We start from the raw sequence: 19,879 nt of genomic DNA, 5'->3' as shown, positions 1-19,879 counted from the left end.
AACGTCTTCATTTTGAGCCCCATAAGGATGGCCAGTTTCGTTTAGCCCTAAACAAGAGCGCCGCGCGAATCGCCTTCGAGGCATCTCCATGTCTGGCTTGGCAACCGCCATAGCCTCTTTTCGTATGTCGCTTCTCCTCATTTTTTTATCGAAATGCTGCTCATTCATTTCCTCTGTCGAAATCCCCTTCGTTCAGACAACCGGTTCTTTTTCTCACTAACTTCTGCCCCTGAGTGAAGGGGATTTCGACAGAAGGGGAAAAAAGAGACGACGAGCGTAACCGCCCAAACAACAAACAAATGAGGCGGCGATCATTAACCTAGATTCAGATGGGAAATTTTCTCACAAAAATGTTATACAATGCCGGAAATGAGATTATGTATTATAAAGGGCAAAAAGATAAGCCTCTATTTTTATTTATAAGAGTCCGCAACCAGACGCCTCAACCCGAATGACTCGGATAGTCTTTTTCTCAATTGACCTTAGGTTTATTTTACCGCTTAAGGCATCCATTCATCTTTGACGCTGCCATACCGATCATCTTCTTCCGGGGGTGGTTTATGAAAGTGTTGGAAATAAGGATACAAAGCTTCTTCACCGTAGAGGCTTTGCCTTAATATTATTCAAAGTGAGGGGAATCGTTTTGGGAAAAAAATGGTCTGGTTTGATGTTGATTATGATGATTGCGGTTTTACTTTTATCGGCATGCACAGGAGACAAAGCTGCGGAACCGCCTAAGGACCCGCCGCCGGCGGCGGAGTCGACCGACAAGGGGTCCGATCAAGCGGAGCCGGACAAGACAGAACCGGAAAAGACGGAACCGGGAACATCGCAAGACGATGCCAACTCCGGGTATTTCCCGGCAACCGACAAGTCGCTTAATCCCGCCTTGGCTCTGGGCCGCAAAGACACGCTGATCATTGGCACGACGGCGCCGAAAGGGATATTCAGCCCTCTATTCTGGTCAACGGTTTATGATAAATATGTCGTTGAAGTCGTATTCGACAGCTTCCTGGTCGTTCAAAGCGACGGTACATATGCGGAGCATCTAGCCGATAAAATCGATGTGTCCGACGACGGCCTGAAATATACGTTTCACTTGAAGCCGGGCATAAAGTACAGCGACGGCACGCCGGTGACGGTGAAAGATTATCTGTTCGCGTTGAAAGTGCTGCACGATCCGACCTATGACGGAGAATCGGACATTCTATCGCTCAAAATCAAAGGCGGCCAGGAATACCATGACGGCAAATCGCCGGATATATCCGGGGTCAAAATTATCGACGACAACACCGTGGAAGTCGAAGTGTTGGAAGTAAACGCCCAGACGAAAAACGAGCTCGGCACCGTCGAGTTCCTGCCGGAGGCTTACTATGGCAAAGGCTATAAATTGGGACAGCTTGATTCGGTGAAAGCATTGAACGATAAACCGATCGGCAGCGGCCAATATATCGTTACGAAATATACCCCGGGCCAAGAAGTCGTACTGGAAGCAAACCCGAATTATTTCAAAGGCGCGCCGAAAATTAAAAATGTGATCTTAAAAGCGACGACCGACGATACGAGAATTGCCATGCTGCAATCCGGCGAGATTGACGTGGACGAAGTAACCGTTAACGAAGACAATGTCGAGGAACTGACAGGGCTCGGTTTTCTGGACGTCAATATATTCCCGACGAACGGATACGGCTATGTTGCGTTCAATCATAACGATCCGAAATACCAGGATGTCAAAGTGCGCCAGGCGTTAACGATCGGTTTGAACCGCAAGGAAGTGGTGGAAGGTGCATTCGGTAAATACGCCAACGTCATTAACATTCCGGAGTCCAACGTAGGATGGGCTTATACGAACGAAGGCATCGAACCTTACGAATTCGACATCGATAAAGCGAAGAAGCTTCTGGACGAAGCGGGATGGGTAGAAGGTTCGGACGGCATTCGCGAGAAAGACGGACAGAAGTTTAAAATCAACTTCTCCGCGACTGCGGATAGCTCGGTTGTCGAGGCGCTGCTTCCGATCATGACGAAAAACTATAAGGAACTCGGTATCGACTTTAATGCCGAGACGCTCGATTTCAACGCCATCAGCGAAAAGCGGAAAACGGGCGATTTCGAAATGTTCTTCGCGGCTTGGGGATTGACGCCGGATCCGGACAGTACCGTTTATATTACGAACGGCGCCCAGAATAACATCGGCTATTCCAATAAAACGGTCGACGAACTGATGTTGAAAGGCAAGAAAACGCTGGATCTCGAAGGGCGGAAAGAGATCTATAAACAAGTGTTTCAAGAACTTAACAGGGACCTTCCGGTTATTTTCATGTACCAAAGAAGAGATATGTGGGGAATTAACGCAAGAGTTACAGGATTGGATATTACTCCGTACAAACACTTTACTTTCAGCCTGTATCAAGCGGAAATTGTGCAATAACAGCATGAATCGTATGCTCAGCCCGTATGGGCTGAGCATTCCACTATAAGCCTAGGAGGAAATGCTATGAAGCAGTATATGATCCGCAGGCTGCTACAGATGATCCCGACGCTGATCGGCATATCCATTATTGTCTTTGCGATTTCCGCGATGGTTCCGGGCGATTACATTACCGCCAAAGTCACTCCCAATATGACTTACGAGAAGATGGAACAGTTAAGGCAAATATACGGCCTCGATAAACCGGTAGTAGAAAGGTACTTCACTTGGGCCGGCAACATGCTCAAAGGAAATATGGGGGACTCGCTGCAGCATAAGCAGCCGGTCGGCAAAGTCATAAACAATTATGTCTGGAACTCCTTTGTAATCGCTTTCGTTAGTCTGATATTTAGTTGGCTCATCGCGATATTCGCCGGCGTTTTCTCGGCGAAATTCCAATACTCGCTATTTGACAAACTGGTCACTTTACTTATCTTTCTATGCATGTCCTTGCCGTCGTTCTTTATCGGTCTGCTGCTCATTTACGGATTAAGCCTGCATCTCGGGTTATTCCCCGTCGGCGGCATGACGACGGCCGGGCTGAACGCGACAGGCTGGGCGTATATCAAAGACGTCGCCCACCATATGTTCCTGCCGGCGCTCGTGCTGACCATGCTCAGCACAGGCAGTCTGACCCGCTATTTCCGCACAGCGATGCTGGAAGTGATTCGCCAGGATTATATTCGAACCGCCCGCGCCAAAGGTTTGAAGGAACGTACCGTTATTTTCAAGCATGCGTTGCGCAACGCGTTGCTGCCCGCGATTACCCTGTTCGGCTTCGAGCTTCCCACTTTGTTCGGCGGCGCCATTATTTTGGAGAAAGTATTCGTTTGGCCGGGGGTCGGCCAAGTATATCTGGAATCGATCACGGTGCGCGACTATCCGTTTATGTTAGGCTTCACGATCTTTCTGGCCGTGTTGACGCTGATCGGGAATCTGCTGTCCGACGTGCTCTACGGCGTTGCAGATCCAAGAATTCGCTTAAAGTAGGAGGTGGTCGAGGTGTCCGCGAGAGTTTCGTCTTTGGATACGAATGCTAAAGTCGCCGTCAAGCGGCCGGCTTCTCCCTGGAAAACGGCGATGCGCCGGTTCGCGCGAAACCGCTTTGCTTTGGCGGGACTTATTATATTAATCTTGATGTTTCTGATCAGTTTCATTGGGCCTTTGTTCTCGCCTTACGAATTGGAAGATTATGATTTGGCATATAAAAATCAGCCGCCCAACAGCGCCCATTGGCTCGGCACCGATAAGCTCGGACGCGATATTCTGCTGCGGACGATGCTGGCGGGACGGATCTCGCTCACCGTCGGACTCGTAGCTACGGGCATATCGGTCGTGATTGGCGCGACGCTCGGTGCGGTGGCCGGATTTTACCGCAGAGGCGCAGATGCGATCATTATGCGGATTGCCGATATATTCATGTCCTTGCCGTCTTTGCCGATTCTCATTATATTAGGCGCCGTATTGTCCGATTTGAAAGTCGATTCCGCCGACCGCATTTACTTCCTTATGCTTATTATCGGCTTGCTTGGCTGGACGAGTTTGTCGCGGCTCGTACGCGGCCAAATGCTGATGCTGCGCGAGATGGAATTTATGCAGGCTACCGACGCCTTGGGATTGCGCGACCGGCGCAAAATATTCCGCCATCTGATGCCGAACGTCGTTCCGATCATTATCGTATCGGCGACGCTTGGCGTGGCGAGCGCCATCATCTACGAATCGGCGCTCAGTTTTCTCGGGATCGGCGTCGTGCCTCCGACTCCATCATGGGGCAATATGATCTCGGCGGCCAACAATTTGATCGATTTTCGCAAGAGGCCTTGGCTGTGGGTGCCGCCCGGCATGTGCATTCTTATTACCGTGACGGCTATTAACCTGATCGGCGACGCGCTTCGCGACGCTTTGGATCCGAAAATGAAACACAGATAAGAACGCGGGCAAGCGCCAATGCCAGCCCGACAATTATCGGGCACCCCGGGCAGCCGATCATTTCAAGAAGGAGATGCGATATGGCGAAAGTGTTAGTCGAATTTCGAAATTTAAAAACGCATTTTCATACATCCGCCGGTGTGGTCAAAGCTGTCGACGACGTCAGCTTCACGATACGCGAAGGCGAAACCCTTTGTGTCGTCGGGGAATCCGGCTGCGGCAAGAGCGTAACGGCGATGTCTCTTATGCGCTTGATCGAGACTCCTCCGGGCGAAATTGCCGGCGGGGAAATAAGGTTCGAGGGAAAGGACATCCTGCGATTGAGCAAGCGCGAAATGAGCCGGATTCGCGGCAACGAAATTTCGATTATTTTCCAGGAGCCGATGTCTTCGCTGAACCCGGTTCTCACCATCGGAGAGCAAATTATGGAGCCGCTTATGCTTCATCTGCTGCTCGACCGCAAGGAAGCCCGCGACAGGGCGATCGAACTAATCAATTTGGTAGGCATTCCGCGGGCGGAACAAATATTCGGCTCGTTCCCGCATGAGCTTAGCGGGGGAATGCGCCAGCGGGTCATGATCGCCATCGCGCTGAGCTGCAATCCGAAGCTGCTCATTGCCGACGAACCGACGACGGCGCTGGATGTAACGATCCAGGCGCAAATCTTGGATTTAATGCGGGATATTAAGGATAAAATCAAGACATCGATTATGCTGATTACGCATGATCTGGGCGTTGTCGCCGAAATGGCCGATTTTGTCGTCGTGATGTACGCAGGGAAAGTGATTGAGGAAGCGCCGGTGCTGGAGCTGTTCCAAAACCCGCGGCATCCGTATACGCAAGGGCTGTTGAAAGCGAAGCCGATTCTCAATCAGAACCGGGAACGGCTGTATTCGATCCCGGGGCAGGTCCCCAATCCTGTCGAGTTGGGCGACAATTGCCATTTTCACGACCGCTGCGCCTTTTGCATGGACATTTGCAAGCAGAAACAGCCGCCGCTGCGCGCGCATGACGGCGGCAAACATAAGACAGCCTGCTGGTTGTATGAGGAAGCGGGGAATAAGCGATGAGCGAAGCGTTGATTCAGGTGCAGCAGCTGAAAAAGTACTTTCCGATTCGCGGCGGCGTATTCCAGCGTACGATCGGCAACGTGAAGGCGGTGGACGGCGTTTCCTTTCAAATCAAGAGAGGCGAGTCGTTCGGGCTCGTCGGCGAGTCCGGCTGCGGGAAGAGCACGATCGGCCGGACGATTTTGCGCCTGACCGAGAAGACGGAGGGCGTCATATCGTTCAAGGGGCAGGATATCCATCAGCTATCCAACAAGGACATGCGTTCCATGCGTCCGAAGCTGCAAATGATATTCCAGGATCCGTTCGGTTCGCTCAATCCCCGGATCAAAGTCGGGGAAGCGATCGGCGAAGCGTTGATCGACCACGGTCTTGCCAAGCGCAAAGACGTACGGGACCGGGTTGTCGAAACGATGGAGCTTTGCGGTCTGGCAAGCTATCATTATGAGCGGTATCCCCACGAGTTTTCCGGGGGACAGCGGCAGCGCATCGGCATTGCCCGGGCGCTCATTATGAACCCGGAATTTGTCGTGGCCGACGAGCCGGTGTCGGCGCTGGACGTGTCGATTCAAGCGCAAATTATTAACTTGCTCAGCGATCTCCAGCGGGAGAAGCAACTGACATACCTGTTCATTTCCCACGATTTGAGCGTGGTCGAACATTTGTGCAATCGCGTCGGCGTCATGTATCTCGGTTCGATCGTCGAGACGGCGAGCAGGAGCCAATTGTTCGGCAATCCGCTTCATCCTTATACGAAAGCGCTGATGTCGGCCATTCCCATTCCCGATCCGACCTTGAAGCGGGAAAGAATCGTGCTGGAGGGGGATATACCGAGTCCGGCCAATCCGCCGTCGGGATGCAAATTTCATACGCGTTGTCCGATAGCGACCGAATGGTGCAAACGGCAAATTCCGGAGTATAGAGATGTGGGCGAAGGGCATTTCGTCGCTTGCCATCTTGTATGATATATGGTCGAACATGACGGCGAATGCGGCGGGAGCGGTTTCTCGCCGTTTTTCGTTTGACGTTTCATTCCGCTTTCTAATCCAATATAATGGAACTATCTTTATCGCCGGCAACACCGATACTCTATGAAATGCAGAAAGGTAACTTATCGATGGAACGGGGGGATGGACCATGTTTGTTTGTACGATTCGCGAATCGCTTGAATTGAAGTTGTTGGAATGGAAACATGCGCCGGAATTATTTCAACTAACGGAGCGGAACCGCGATTATTTGCGCGAATGGCTGCCGTGGGTGGACATTACTCGCAGCGAGGAAGATTCGAAGCAATTCATTTCCATGGTTTTGGAGCAATTCGCGCAAAACAGAGGATTTCAATGCGGCATTTTTTATGAGGGCCGTTTGGCAGGTTGTATAGGATTCCATCGGATAGATTGGACCAACCGCAAGACGTCGATCGGCTACTGGTTGGACGAGCAAGCGCAGGGCAAAGGGATCATGGCGGATTCGTGCAGGCGGCTGCTTGATTATGCCTTTGAAGAATTGAATTTGAACCGGGTGGAAATTCGGGCGGGAGTCGGCAATGCGAAGAGCCGGGCGATTCCGGAACGATTGGGATTTCAGCTGGAAGGCGTTTGCAGGCAGGAAGAGTGGGTAAACGACCGTTTTGTCGATCATGCGGTATACGCCATGTTGGCGGATGATTGGAATTCGCACATCCGGCGTTGACAAGCGGAGGATTGGGCGATAGGGAGCGCCCGCTGCCGGATAGGAAGGGTGGGCCAACCCGCCCATTTTTTGTATTGACATGGGAAAAATTCGGTGATATGATAATTGCAAATTAAATCCTTACTAATTTAATAGGAATAGTTGGTTTACCGGACAGCCGGAGACACAACCCATTTGGCGAAAGGAGTGGTATGTGTCTTTTTTTGTACTTTTTTTCGGAAAGAAACGATGCAAGCATGAACAATAAAGGAGTTAGAGAACGATGAAAAAGGTAACGTTATTAACGGCTGTCATCACTGTCTTATTGGTAAGCTTAACGGCTTGCGGCGGAGGGCAAACGAACACGAAGGAGGGGAGCCAAGGCCGTTCGGGGGAGCAGCCCGCTCAAGCTAGCGTTCGGGAAGAGAAGCCGGAAGCGGCGAAAGCTCCGGTCGAACTGCTCAACGTATCGTACGATCCGACCCGGGAGCTTTACGAAGAGTATAACAAAGCGTTCGCGGTCTATTGGAAGGAGCAGACGGGGCAAAAGGTAACGGTGAAACAATCGCATGGAGGATCGGGCAAGCAAGGGCGCTCGGTCATCGACGGCTTGCAGGCGGATGTTGTAACGCTGGCGCTCGCTTACGATATCGATGAAATTCAGGCGGCGGGACTCATAGAGGAAGGCTGGCAAACCAAGCTCGACCAGAACAGCTCGCCGTACACGTCCACCATCGTCTTTCTCGTACGCACCGGCAATCCGAAAGGAATTAAGGACTGGGACGATTTAATCAAACCGGCCGTTTCGGTCATTACGCCGAATCCGAAGACGTCCGGGGGGGCGCGTTGGAATTATTTAGCGGCATGGGGATATGCGCTGCAAAAGAACGGGAACGACGAACAGAAAGCGGAAGAGTTTCTGTCGGCATTGTTTAAGAACGTTCCGGTGCTCGATTCCGGGGCGCGCGGTTCGACAACGACGTTCGTGGAAAGAGGAATCGGCGATGTGCTGATCGCATGGGAGAATGAAGCGTTTCTGTCGTTGAAAGAATTCGGCGAGGACAAATTTGAGATTGTCGTGCCTTCGATCAGCATTTTGGCGGAACCTCCCGTTGCCGTTGTCGATAAAGTCGTCGATAAAAAAGGAACTCGCGAAGTGGCGAAAGCGTATCTCGAATATTTGTATACGGAAGAAGGCCAAACGATCGCAGCGAAAAATTTCTATCGCCCGCGTCTCGAATCGGTCGCTCAAAAATTCGAGTTTCCGCAGGTGAGCCTTTTGACGGTTGACGACGTATTCGGCGGCTGGAAGCAGGCGCAAAAAACGCATTTCGCGGACGGCGGCGTATTCGACCGGATTTATTTAAACGGAAAGTAAGCCGGAAACGGCGAATCAGGGGGGGGACTTGGCTGATGAGACTATCGGTTCAAACGACGAGTGGAAGGATGCGGAAGGTCGTACCGGGGTTCGGCCTGACGATGGGCATCGTCGTCTTCTATGTAAGCTGTCTCGTGTTGTTTCCGCTATCGGCGCTCGTTATACATTCCGCGGCGGCGGGTTGGGATCGTTTCTGGCAGGCGATTCTCGACCCGCGCGTCGTAGCCTCCTATCAGATCAGCTTCCTTACCGCTTTCTTCGCGGCGCTTGTCAATGCGGGATTCGGTTTGCTGGCAGCGTGGGTGCTCGTTCGTTATCATTTCCCGGGAAAACGTATCGTCGACGGCTTGATCGATTTGCCGTTCGCGCTGCCGACGGCGGTAGCCGGGATCGCCTTGACGGCCATCTATGCGGAGAACGGCTGGCTCGGCGGCTTATTTCATCAGCTTGGCGTGAAAACGGCGTATTCTCCGGTCGGCATTACGATCGCGCTCGTCTTTATCGGCTTGCCGTTTGTCGTTCGCACGGTGCAGCCGGTGCTGCAAGAGTTGGAGAAGGATGTGGAAGAAGCGGCCGCCTCGCTTGGGGCGTACCGATGGAGGACGTTCAGCCGGATCATTTTTCCGGAGCTGCTGCCTCCGCTTTTGACCGGATTTGCTCTGGCGTTTGCTCGCGGAATCGGAGAATACGGTTCGGTCGTATTCATTTCCGGCAATATGCCGATGAAAACGGAAATCGCCCCGCTGCTCATTATGACGAAGCTGGAGCAATACGACTATGCCGGGGCTACGGCGATTGCGCTCGTCATGCTGGCGATCTCGTTCCTCATGTTATTGATGATTAACTGGCTCCAATGGCGCAGCAGGCGCAAAACGATATCCGGATAAAGGCCGGCAGGGTGAAGGGGGGAATGGGCAAATGGCCGGATATGCAACAACCGCGGGAACGTATTCGACTTCGGACATCAGGCCGAAACATATTACGGAATCGTCGCTCGTCAAATGGATATTAATCGCGGCGGCGCTGCTTTTTTTGGGCGTAGTGCTTGTATTGCCGCTTATTACCGTCTTTGCGCAAGCGTTCCGGAAAGGCGCGGAAGTGTTCTTCGCCGCGATCGCCGAGAAAGACGCATGGTCCGCGATCCGATTAACGCTGCTGACTTCGGCGATTGTCGTGCCGCTCAATACGCTGTTCGGCATCGCCGCCGCATGGCTCATTACGAAGTTTCGTTTCCGAGGAAAGAACGTCTTGACGACGATCATCGATTTGCCGTTCGCGGTATCTCCCGTTATATCGGGACTGATCTTCGTGCTCTTGTTCGGCTCGCGCGGCTTATTCGGCGCCTTTTTGGCGGAGCACAATGTTCAAATCATTTACGCTCTGCCGGGAATTGTACTGTCCACGTTGTTCGTGACATTTCCGTTCGTCGCCAGGGAATTGATTCCCTTAATGGAATCGCAAGGCATCCAGGACGAAGAGGCTGCCATCAGCCTGGGGGCAAGCGGATGGCAAACGTTTTGGCGCGTTACGCTGCCCAACATAAAGTGGGGGCTGTTGTACGGCATTATTTTGTGCAATGCGCGCGCCATGGGGGAGTTTGGAGCCGTATCGGTCGTTTCCGGGCATATTCGCGGGGAAACGAACACGCTGCCGTTGCATGTGGAAATTTTATACAATGAATATCAGTTTGCCGCTTCGTTCTCCGTTGCTTCGTTGCTCGTACTGCTTGCTTTGGCAACGCTGGCGGCGAAGAGCGTCGTGGAAGCAAAGCAGCGCCGGTTGCAATCGCCGAAAGGAAAGAAAACAAGTGCGTAAATATAGAAGAAACGGGAGGATAAGATGATGAGCAAACCGCTTCAAATCGATGATCTGTGGGCAGAGCGGATATTGGCCAGCGTGAGAGGCTTGGAATACGGCAACGTGCAAATCGTTGTGCATGACGGCAAAATCGTGCAAATCGAACGGACCGAGCGTAAACGGTTTGACTCGGAATATCCGCCTCTTGCCGGCGCAGGGAAACAAAAAGGAGAAGATAAAAAGGGGAAAGACCGGAAATAATGCTTTAAACGAAGGGACTGTGTCGGGGGACAGTCCTCTTTGCCATGTTCCGTTTCGCAGGAGGATCAAGGCGAAGTTTTCGGCTTCGCGGCGCAGGCAAAATTCGACAGCATCGTCAATATTTCTTTTGCTTTAGGTTGCAATATCAAGTAGAATGAAAGGAAAATGTTATTGGGTAAAAGGAGACATCTTGATGAAGGCGAATCAATGTAAAATCGTCGATTGTACGATTCGTGACGGCGGGCTCGTCAACAATTGGGACTTCAGCGTCGAATTCGTACAGAATTTATATGCGGGACTAAACGAAGCGGGCGTCGATTACATGGAGATCGGTTACAAAAACTCTCCGAAACTGTTAAAAGGAGCCGATCAAGCGGGACCGTGGCGTTTTCTGAACGACGATTTCCTGCGTAAAGTCATTCCGCAAAAAGGCACGACCAAATTATCCGCCTTGGTGGATATCGGCCGCGTCGACGAAAACGATATTTTGCCGCGCAGCGAGAGCATGCTCGATCTCATTCGCGTCGCGTGCTATATTAAAGACGTGGATAAAGCGCTGCAACTGGTGCAAACCTTCCACGACCGCGGCTACGAAACGACGTTAAATATTATGGCGTTGTCGAACGTGATGGAGCATGAACTGCTTGAAGCGTTCGAAATGATTAAAGAAAGCGTCGTCGATATCGTTTATGTTGTCGACTCTTACGGCAGTCTGGATCATAACGATTTCAAATATTTAATCAGCAAATTCAAACAGCATCTGCCTAACAAACGTCTGGGCGTTCATACGCATAACAACATGCAGCTTGCGTTCTCCAACACGCTGGTCGCCGTTGAGAACGGAGTGGAGCTGCTGGACGCATCCGTATACGGCATGGGACGGGCTGCGGGCAATTGCCCGACAGAGCTGCTCGTCACCCATTTGAAGCATACGAATTACAAATTGCGGCCCGTGCTCGACATCATCGAGCGTTATATGATACCGCTTCGGGAAAAAGAAGAATGGGGTTATTTGATCCCATACATGATTACGGGCACGCTTGACGAGCATCCGCGCTCGGCGATGGCTCTGCGCGCTTCCGAAGATAAAGACAAAGTAGTGGATTTTTACGATAAACTGACTACGCCCGAAATTCTAAGCAAGTAAGATGATTTAGACAAAGGCATGATCGGCTCCGCTTTGGCGGCCGGTCATGCCTTTTTGCGATTGGAAACTGGCGGATAAGCGAATTCGACGTTCATCATTTGTAACGGAAATGGAAGACCTTATCGTGGGAAGAAAAAGTCTTTTCGGATTGTAACGGAAGCCGGAGCTCTTATTGGTTGTTTTTCTAGCGAGAAATGAACGAATCTCCCAAAATTAGGTTCCTCAAATCCGTTACATTTAGAAAAGTCGCGAATTTGCTCAAATAGCGTCTCCTACATCCGTTAGCCAATCGGACGATATGCAGCCAAGCATCGGTTTGATCCATCATGAAACAGTGTAAAGCCGGCCGACGAAATTTTCGTTGACAAGGGAAAAAGATTCGTCCTATAATATAACCAACGGTTAGTAACCAATGGTTATATTAGATTCGGCGGATTGAAAGGATGCGATCAAGATGAAATGGACGAGAATATCGGAACATATATGGAGTTTGCGGGCATGGGTACTCATTCCCGTCAATGTATGGCTTGTGAAGGAGGAGGACGGCTGGACGCTGGTCGACGCCGGCATCGGGCCGATGGCGGCAAAGATTACGCGCTGGATTGAAGCCGGCGGACACGGGCCGTTGCGCCGCATCGCGCTGACGCACGGCCATTCCGATCATGTCGGGGCGATAACGCGGGTGCTGGCCGCCTTCGGCGGAGATATTCCCGTGATGGCGCATGAGCTTGAAATACCGTATATGGAAGGAAGGCAGCCGTACCCGCGGCGGAAGAAAGCGGCGCAATCGGTGCCGGCAGGCATCGCAAGCGCGCTGCCAACCGACGGACAAGGCAAGCTGGCGCAGGTCGGCGGATTAACGCCGCTGCACGCGCCGGGGCATTCGCCCGGACATGTCGTTTATTATCATGAACAAGACGATGTTATGCTTGCGGGCGATTTGTTCACATCAAGCGGCGGCCGGCTGAAGCGGCCGATGGCGATGTTCACCGCGGACATGGAGGAGGCGCTGCGCAGCGCCCGAGTCGTGGAGCATATCAAGCCGGGCCGATTGGAAGTTTGCCATGGCGGCTCCGTACTGCGGCCCGCCGAACAAATCGGCGCCTATTTGCGCCAATAAAAGCATCCCCGGGGCTATACGGAATGGATAAGCTCCGGGGAATGTATTATTCCTCGACCCGAACGTATTCGCGCTCGCCGGTCTTCGGATTATAGTAGACCTTATCCATGATTCCCATATAGTACGATTTGCCATCGCCGAAAGTTTCATGAGAAAAATTAAAAAAAACTATTGAAAAATAATCCATTAGAACGTATGATAAGAATAGATAAAAAAGTTAAAGCCCTTTAATTTTTAAGGACAAGGCAGCTTGGTGTTATTTTTTTTACCCGACAAGTAAACGCATTCAATTATTTTTTTAGGAAAAAATGTAAAAAACCAGAGGTGCTGCATGATAAGGAGTTCGGGGGTTTTTTATTTTCGCAAAAGTTAAAGCCCTTTAACTTTTGCGGTTGGACGTCCAAGCTTAAAGAATGAGAGAGGGGTTAAGGGATGAAGTTATCCGAATCGAGAAGAGAGGGAATGTATTTTTATTTGTTCATTATGCCGTGGTTGATCGGGTTTGCCGTGTTTGCCATGTACCCGATTTTGGCATCGCTTTATTACAGCTTTACGGACTACGACATTATCAGCAAGCCGACATTTATCGGACTGGATAATTTCAAGGAGCTGTTTCGGGACGAGTTGTTCTATAAGTCCATTGCCGTCACGTTAAAGTATACGTTCATCAGCGTGCCGCTATCGTTGATTTTATCTTTGCTGTTTGCGATGCTGATCAACCAGAAAGTGCCGGCCCGCGGCTTTTTCCGCACGGCGATGTATTTTCCGAGCATGGTATCGGGCGTCTCCATGTCCCTTTTATGGTTCTGGGTGTTCAACCCCGAAATCGGTTTTCTGAATTACATATTGTCTTGGTTCGGCGTGAAGGGGCCGGCTTGGCTGCTCGATGAGCATTATGCGTTATGGGCGCTCATTATTATGTCGTTTTGGGGAATGGGTACGGGGATGCTGATTTTCCTGGCCGGGCTGCAAGGGGTTCCGGCAAGCTTGTTGGAGGCTGCGCGGCTGGACGGAGCGGGACGTTGGAAAACGTTCTGGAACGTCACGTTTCCGATGATTTCGCCCGTATTTTTATTCCAGTTGATCATGTCTGTCATCGAATCGTTCCAGGTGTTTACGCAAGCGTACGTCATGACGCAGGGCGGGCCGAACTATGCGACCCGGTTCTATGTTTACAACTTGTATGTAAGCGCATTTAAAGATTTCCGCTTAGGGTATGCGTCGGCGATGGCGTGGCTGCTGCTCATTGCGATCTTGATCGTCACGATCATTATTATGAAAACTTCGAATCGCTATGTTTACTATGAAGGAGGGCGGGAGTAATGAATCAAGTCGCGCTGGAGAACAAACCGATGATCAAGGCGGATAAGAGAAAGAAAGTAACGGCCGGGCAAATCGTCGCTTTCCTTATTTTGCTCGTATGCACCGTCGCCATGTTGTCGCCTTTATTCTTTATGGTCTCGACATCGCTGAAAACGACGAAGGAAATGCTTCGTTTTCCGCCGACCTGGATTCCGGAGGTATTCGCCTGGGATAACTTCCGGACGTTGTTTACCAATGAAGAAATCAAATTCGGCATTTTGTATAAAAACAGCTTGATTATCGCCATCAGTTCCGTGATCGGGACAGTGATGTCTTCGGCCCTGGTCGCATACGGGTTCGCGCGTTTTCGGGCGAAAGGGAAGCAAATTTTGTTCATGTTGATGATCTCTACGATGATGCTGCCTTATCCGGCGATTATGATACCGCAATTTATACTGTTTTCCGAGCTTGGCTGGATGGATACGTTTCTGCCGCTCATCGTGCCGGCCTTTTTCGGTTCGGCGTATCAAATCTTTTTGCTGCGGCAGTTTTTCAGCACGCTGCCGAACGAGTTGTACGACTCGGGCAAAATAGACGGCTGCAGCGAGTTCCGCATGTTCTGGAATATTGCGCTGCCGCTGTCCGGCCCGGCCATTGCGACGGTCGCTATTTTCACCTTCATATGGACTTGGAACGATTTGCTGGCGCCGGTGCTGTATTTAAGCTCGCAAGAAAAATTTACGCTGCCGATCGGCATGGCGGCGATGATCTCGTCGAAATTCCGCATATCGCCGTGGAACTTGCTGATGTGCGCGTCCATCTTAACGGTGCTGCCGATTATCGTCTTGTTCTCGGTCGCGCAGAAACGCTTTACCGAAGGCATTGTTCTTACCGGTATTAAGTAGTCGCCATTGCGATTGCTTGATATATAAAAAAACCTTTACAGGGGGATGTTTGAATGAGACAGGGGAAAAAAATGCTGTTGGCGCTGCTCGGTTTGACGTTGCTGTTTTCGTTGTTTTTAACCGCTTGCGGCGGGGAAACGGGAGGCGGCAGCGGGAAGACGGTAACGATTACGTATTATACGATCGATTCGCCGGACAGAACGTATGTGGAGAAGTTGATTCCGGATTTCGAAGCGAAGCATCCGAACATTAAAGTGAAGGTCGATAAGGCGCCGTACGAGCAATTCGATTCCAAACTGCAGGCGCAAATCGCGGCGAAGAAATCGCCGGACATTACGTCGCACTTCGGTTACGGCGGGTTTGCGGAATATTACAATAAAGGCATGCTCACGGATCTAACCGACATTATGAAAGAGGATAACTTCAATCCGGCGGATTACGGCATTGCGCCGGAGTTGATGGATATTTACAAAGTGGACGGCAAAACGTACGGAATCCCTTTCAGCAACTACATCACTTTGCTGCTCTATAATAAAGATTTGTTCGATCAAGCCGGCGTGCCGTATCCGCCGGCCGATTATAACGACGAAAGCTGGACGTTCGATAAGATGGTGGAATATGCCGACAAGCTGACCATCCGCGACGAAGATATTACAAAATCCCAGTACGGTGTGGATTTCGGTTGGGGCGAACTGGATATGAGACCGGCCTATTTCGGGGCGAAAGTGTATTCGGACGATACGTGGACCAACGGTGGCAAGCCGAGCGAAACGCATTTCGATTCGCCGGAAGCGATTGCCGCTTACGACAAATGGATCGGTTTGATTCATGACAAAAAAGTGTCTCCGACGCCTGCATGGAGCAATTCCGTGGCCGGACAATTCGGCGATCCGTTCTTGTCGGGGAAAGTGGCGATGTCCGTCGTCGGCTCCTGGAGCTTGGCGAGTCAAAGCGAGTTTGATTTCAAAGTCGGCGTAGCGGCCGTGCCGATCGGCGGCGATCCGAAAGAGCGCAGCGTGCTGTACATCGATCCGCTGTTCGTGCTGAAAGATTCGAAACATCCGAAAGAAGCTTACGAATTTATTAAATATATGATCACCCAGGAAGTGCAGGAGAAATCGATCGAGCTGAGCGGCGGCACGCCGCCAATCAACGACAAAGCGAAGGAGACATACTATAATTCCTTTGAAGGCATCGACCCGGCATTGATCAAGCAAGTATATGACGGCGCGAATACGCATGGCGTGGAATCGTATAACCATTTGGTCGCCAACTACTCGCAAATTAACGAATTGTTTATTAACGAATTGCAGCCGGTGCAGAACGGCGACAAAAAACCGGCCGAAGCATTGCCCGCGCTGCAAGAAAAATTGAATAAACTATTGGAACGCGTCAATAAATAGGGTACAGTAAAGGAAGCGGGGTCAACGGTATGGGGAATGAAAGGATTTTCATTCCCCTTCGGTATATACTATAATATAAGCATTTAAGGTTGTAGGAGCGAGGTCTATGAAGGTTAATATTTTTGACGTGGCCAAAAAGTCCGGATTATCGGTCGTCACGGTGTCCCGCGTATTGAACAATTCGACGTCGGTCCGTGAAAAAAACCGGGAAAAAGTGCTGAAGGCAATTAAAGAGCTCGATTATCATCCGAATGCGGCCGCCAGAAGTTTGGCAAGGGGCAAAACGCGCATTATCGGTTTAATCGTGACGACACTGCAAGACTCCTTTCTCGACGAGGTTGTGAAAGAAGTTACAGATGTACTCAAGGCGCACGGCTATTATTTGGCGTTGTCCGTATCGTCGGGCATGGAAGACGAGGAACATTATTTGATCCAGGAGGACCGGGTTGACGGGCTCATTATTTTGTCTCCGGTCAATGAAGGCCCTTACGTTGTCGAACTGAAGAAACGGAAAATCCCGTTCGTGATGGTCGATAACCAGAAGGATATTCCGTCGGTTTCCAACGTCATCGTCGACAACTTTAAAGGCGGATACGACGCGACCAAGCATTTGATCGAGCTCGGGCATAAGAAAATCGCCCATCTTGGCGGACCGGCCTTCTTCTTAAGCGCGATCGAACGCGAGAAAGGATATTTACAAGCGCTTCAGGAAGAGGGTTTGGAGCCGTTCGCGGTCGAGCAAGGGGAATTTACGATTAAGCAAGGATACAAAATTGCCCGCAAATGGATGGAAGCGAGTTCGTTGCCGACCGCCGTATTCGCCGGAGACGACAATTTGGCGATCGGGTTTATGAACGCTTTAAGCGAGGTCGGAATACGCGTGCCGCAAGACGTATCGGTTGTCGGTTATGACGACCAAATCTTCGCGTCCGCGCTAAAACCCTATCTTACGACCGTAAGACAGCCGTCGGCGCAAATCGGCAAAACGGCGGTCGATATTTTGTTGAAACAAATTGACGGCAATTTGAAACGGAGCATGACGGTCAAGTTTGATCCGGAGTTGATCGTACGCGAATCGACGGCCGCTCCCAAATCGGATTAAATTCTCATTTTTCATATGAACGAAGGAATTCATTCCACGCGTCACCCGCGAAGGCTTGAATTCTTTTTTTTTGCAAAAAAAACCAATATTGCTATTGAAAATTTATTGCTTTGAATATATTATATAGACATAATAAATTAAAGCCTTTTAATTTTTAATTGAAAAAAACGATGTTTTCGTTTTATTTTTCACACCTTAGGTAAGCGTATACATACATGATAATATTGAGTTTATACGATTGATTAAACAAAAATTTATTGGCAGGCTGGAAACATTAAGTTAAAACCTTTTAATTTTTGCTCGAATGTTGTTTTGAACTCTGCGATAGCGTCGGGCAAATCGGCAAGTCATGCAATTTATTACTACGGGGGGATAAAGATGGCTCAAATTTCAACGAATCGGGAGCGCGTGATCGAGAAAAACCGCAAAGGGCCGGTTAGGCGGTTTTTGGCGCAGTGGGATATCCAATTGATGGTTCTGCCTGCGCTCGCGCTCATTTTCGTATTTAGTTACTTACCGATGTACGGCATTTTGTTCGCTTTTCAGGACTACAAGCTTACCAACAGTTTTTTTGTGAATCCATGGGCTGGGTTTAAGCATTTCCATATGTTCTTTACGGCGCCGGAATTTTATACGGTGATGCGCAACACGATCGCGATCAGCCTGCTGAAATTTTTGATCGGATTTCCGGCGCCGATTATTCTCGCGCTGATGCTCAATGAGGTCCGCAAAATGGTTTTCAAAAGAGTCGTGCAGACGGTCACTTATCTTCCGCATTTTATGTCCTGGGTTATTATCGGCGGACTTGTCAGTTCCTTGCTTTCCGTTGACAACGGAAGCGTCAATATATTGCTCGAGAAGCTCAGAATCGTTGACGAACCGATTAACTTCCTGTCGCTGACCGATTATTTCTGGGGGATCCTCGTATCGACGAACGTCTGGAAGGAGATCGGCTTCAACTCGATCGTTTATTTGGCGGCGATTGCCGGCGTCGACCCTCATTTGTACGAGGCCGCTTCCATGGACGGCGCGAGCCGGTTTAAACAAATTTATTTAATCACGCTTCCAAGCATTATGCCCGTCGTCATCATCTTTATGATTCTTGCGATCGGCAACCTGATAAGCGCAGGCTATGAAGATATTTTGGTGCTTGCGGTCAATGACGGCCTAAGGGATGTTTCCGACGTGCTGGACACCTATGTCATACGCGTCGGTATCGATAACTACAGGTTCTCTTACGCTACCGCAGTCGGTTTGTTCAAGGCAGTCGTTAGCGTCGGTTTGCTGACCATAGCGAATTACATAGCAAGAAGATCCGGCAACAGCTTATGGTAAGAACGCTCAATTTACAGGAGGTGAAAGTCAGTGGTGCGCGATAGCTTTGGAGATCGTTTGATGGTTGTTTTTATATATGCGTTTTTAATCGTTCTGTCCTTTTCTACATTTTATCCGTTCTGGAACGCGCTCGTCATTTCGTTTAACGAAGGGCTCGATACTTCCCTGGGAGGCGTCACCTTTTGGCCGCGGGAGTTTACGCTTGAGAATTATAAAATCGTCTTCGAGGACCAGCGATTAATCAACGGCTTTTTCATATCGGTGGCGCGTACGGCCGTCGGGACGGTAACCGCGATTCTGGCGACCAGCATCTTCGCATACGGGATGTCGAAGAAAGAATTGATCGGCCGCAAATATTACATGATTATGTGCATTATTACGATGTATTTCAACGGGGGACTCATTCCCACATTTTTGCTCATGCGAGCCCTTCACTTGTTGAATACTTTCTGGGTCTATATCATTCCTTTGTTGATCAGCGTATGGAACATGATTATATTCAGAACCTTCTTTCGGGGATTGCCCGCCGGTTTGGAGGAATCCGCGAAGATCGACGGCAGCGGCAACTGGGGCATATTTTTCCGCATCATCCTGCCGCTTTCGGGGCCGGTTATCGCAACGCTGTCGTTATTTACGGCGGTTATGCATTGGAACGAATGGTTTTTGGCCAGCATTTACATTACCGACGAAAAATTGTTGCCGATCCAGACGATATTGAAGCAAATTTTGGATTCCAACATTATGACCGAAAGCATGGGAGTGGATTCGGCGGCGTTGGCCCGGATTTCTTCCATGAAGAGCGTGACGAGCAAATCCTTGTCCATGGCCACGATGATGGTTGCAACCATTCCGATCGTATGCGTGTATCCTTTCGTTCAAAAATATTTCGTCAAGGGCGTACTGGTAGGTTCGCTGAAGGAATAGCCCGTTTATGCTGCGGCGTTTAGAGCGCAATGCTTTAAACATAAATTAAATGAGGTGAAAGGGGAAAG

At 50.2% G+C, this 19,879-nt stretch carries 18 protein-coding genes; all 18 read left to right on the top strand.

Annotated elements, in window-relative coordinates:
• Positions 1-637: 637 nt before the first annotated feature.
• Entirely contained in the window at positions 638-2,431 is a 1,794-nt protein-coding gene (locus LQ229_RS01910) for an ABC transporter substrate-binding protein (protein ID WP_216540381.1), read from the top strand.
• A gap of 66 nt (positions 2,432-2,497) precedes the next feature.
• Positions 2,498-3,460: an ABC transporter permease gene (locus tag LQ229_RS01905; protein ID WP_230190790.1), complete on the top strand. Its 963-nt coding sequence runs from the start codon at positions 2,498-2,500 to the stop codon at positions 3,458-3,460.
• A 12-nt stretch (positions 3,461-3,472) separates the two neighbouring features.
• Positions 3,473-4,399 (top strand): oligopeptide ABC transporter permease, encoded by a 927-nt coding sequence (gene opp4C, locus LQ229_RS01900; protein WP_216540353.1) that lies wholly within the window; start codon positions 3,473-3,475, stop codon positions 4,397-4,399.
• A gap of 80 nt (positions 4,400-4,479) precedes the next feature.
• Entirely contained in the window at positions 4,480-5,469 is a 990-nt protein-coding gene (locus LQ229_RS01895; protein WP_230190789.1) for an ABC transporter ATP-binding protein, read from the top strand.
• Complete coding sequence (locus tag LQ229_RS01890) at positions 5,466-6,431, top strand: dipeptide ABC transporter ATP-binding protein (protein WP_216540351.1); 966 nt, start codon at positions 5,466-5,468, stop codon at positions 6,429-6,431. The genes LQ229_RS01895 and LQ229_RS01890 overlap by 4 nt, the downstream gene beginning before the upstream one ends.
• A 172-nt stretch (positions 6,432-6,603) precedes the next feature.
• The gene (locus tag LQ229_RS01885; RefSeq protein WP_216540350.1) at positions 6,604-7,158 is read left to right on the top strand and encodes a GNAT family N-acetyltransferase; all 555 of its coding nucleotides are present in this window, start codon (positions 6,604-6,606) and stop codon (positions 7,156-7,158) included.
• Between the two features lie 262 nt (positions 7,159-7,420).
• The gene (locus LQ229_RS01880; protein ID WP_230190788.1) at positions 7,421-8,515 is read left to right on the top strand and encodes a sulfate ABC transporter substrate-binding protein; all 1,095 of its coding nucleotides are present in this window, start codon (positions 7,421-7,423) and stop codon (positions 8,513-8,515) included.
• Positions 8,516-8,550: 35 nt separating this feature from the next.
• Positions 8,551-9,402 carry a sulfate ABC transporter permease subunit CysT gene (cysT, locus tag LQ229_RS01875; RefSeq protein ID WP_216540348.1) on the top strand — a complete coding sequence of 284 codons (852 nt, stop codon included), beginning with the start codon at positions 8,551-8,553 and terminating at the stop codon, positions 9,400-9,402.
• Between the two features lie 31 nt (positions 9,403-9,433).
• Positions 9,434-10,330, top strand: a complete 897-nt coding sequence (cysW, locus tag LQ229_RS01870) for a sulfate ABC transporter permease subunit CysW (protein ID WP_216540347.1) — start codon at positions 9,434-9,436, stop codon at positions 10,328-10,330.
• Positions 10,331-10,357: 27 nt separating this feature from the next.
• On the top strand, positions 10,358-10,573 hold the full coding sequence (locus LQ229_RS01865; protein ID WP_216540380.1) for a YezD family protein: 216 nt from the start codon (positions 10,358-10,360) through the stop codon (positions 10,571-10,573).
• Between the two features lie 193 nt (positions 10,574-10,766).
• A complete protein-coding gene (locus tag LQ229_RS01860; protein ID WP_216540346.1) occupies positions 10,767-11,720 on the top strand; it encodes an aldolase catalytic domain-containing protein in 954 nt (317 codons plus the stop codon).
• Positions 11,721-12,174: 454 nt separating this feature from the next.
• Positions 12,175-12,840 carry an MBL fold metallo-hydrolase gene (locus tag LQ229_RS01855; protein ID WP_230190787.1) on the top strand — a complete coding sequence of 222 codons (666 nt, stop codon included), beginning with the start codon at positions 12,175-12,177 and terminating at the stop codon, positions 12,838-12,840.
• A gap of 432 nt (positions 12,841-13,272) precedes the next feature.
• Positions 13,273-14,163, top strand: a complete 891-nt coding sequence (locus LQ229_RS01850; RefSeq protein WP_216540344.1) for a sugar ABC transporter permease — start codon at positions 13,273-13,275, stop codon at positions 14,161-14,163.
• A complete protein-coding gene (locus LQ229_RS01845; RefSeq protein ID WP_216540343.1) occupies positions 14,163-15,047 on the top strand; it encodes a carbohydrate ABC transporter permease in 885 nt (294 codons plus the stop codon). The genes LQ229_RS01850 and LQ229_RS01845 overlap by 1 nt, the downstream gene beginning before the upstream one ends.
• 53 nt (positions 15,048-15,100) lie before the next feature.
• Entirely contained in the window at positions 15,101-16,450 is a 1,350-nt protein-coding gene (locus LQ229_RS01840; RefSeq protein WP_216540342.1) for an ABC transporter substrate-binding protein, read from the top strand.
• A gap of 106 nt (positions 16,451-16,556) precedes the next feature.
• A complete protein-coding gene (locus LQ229_RS01835) occupies positions 16,557-17,552 on the top strand; it encodes a LacI family DNA-binding transcriptional regulator (RefSeq protein ID WP_216540341.1) in 996 nt (331 codons plus the stop codon).
• Between the two features lie 378 nt (positions 17,553-17,930).
• Entirely contained in the window at positions 17,931-18,887 is a 957-nt protein-coding gene (locus tag LQ229_RS01830) for an ABC transporter permease subunit (RefSeq protein WP_230190786.1), read from the top strand.
• A gap of 30 nt (positions 18,888-18,917) precedes the next feature.
• Positions 18,918-19,811, top strand: coding sequence for a carbohydrate ABC transporter permease (locus LQ229_RS01825; protein WP_216540339.1), 894 nt, complete (start codon positions 18,918-18,920; stop codon positions 19,809-19,811).
• Positions 19,812-19,879: the final 68 nt, after the last annotated feature.

The organism is Paenibacillus sp. CECT 9249 (assembly GCF_918697855.1).
GTDB lineage: Bacteria > Bacillota > Bacilli > Paenibacillales > Paenibacillaceae > MSJ-34.
The sequence above is the reverse complement of the archived record's forward strand: the minus strand, read 5'-3'. Positions and strand labels throughout refer to the sequence as shown.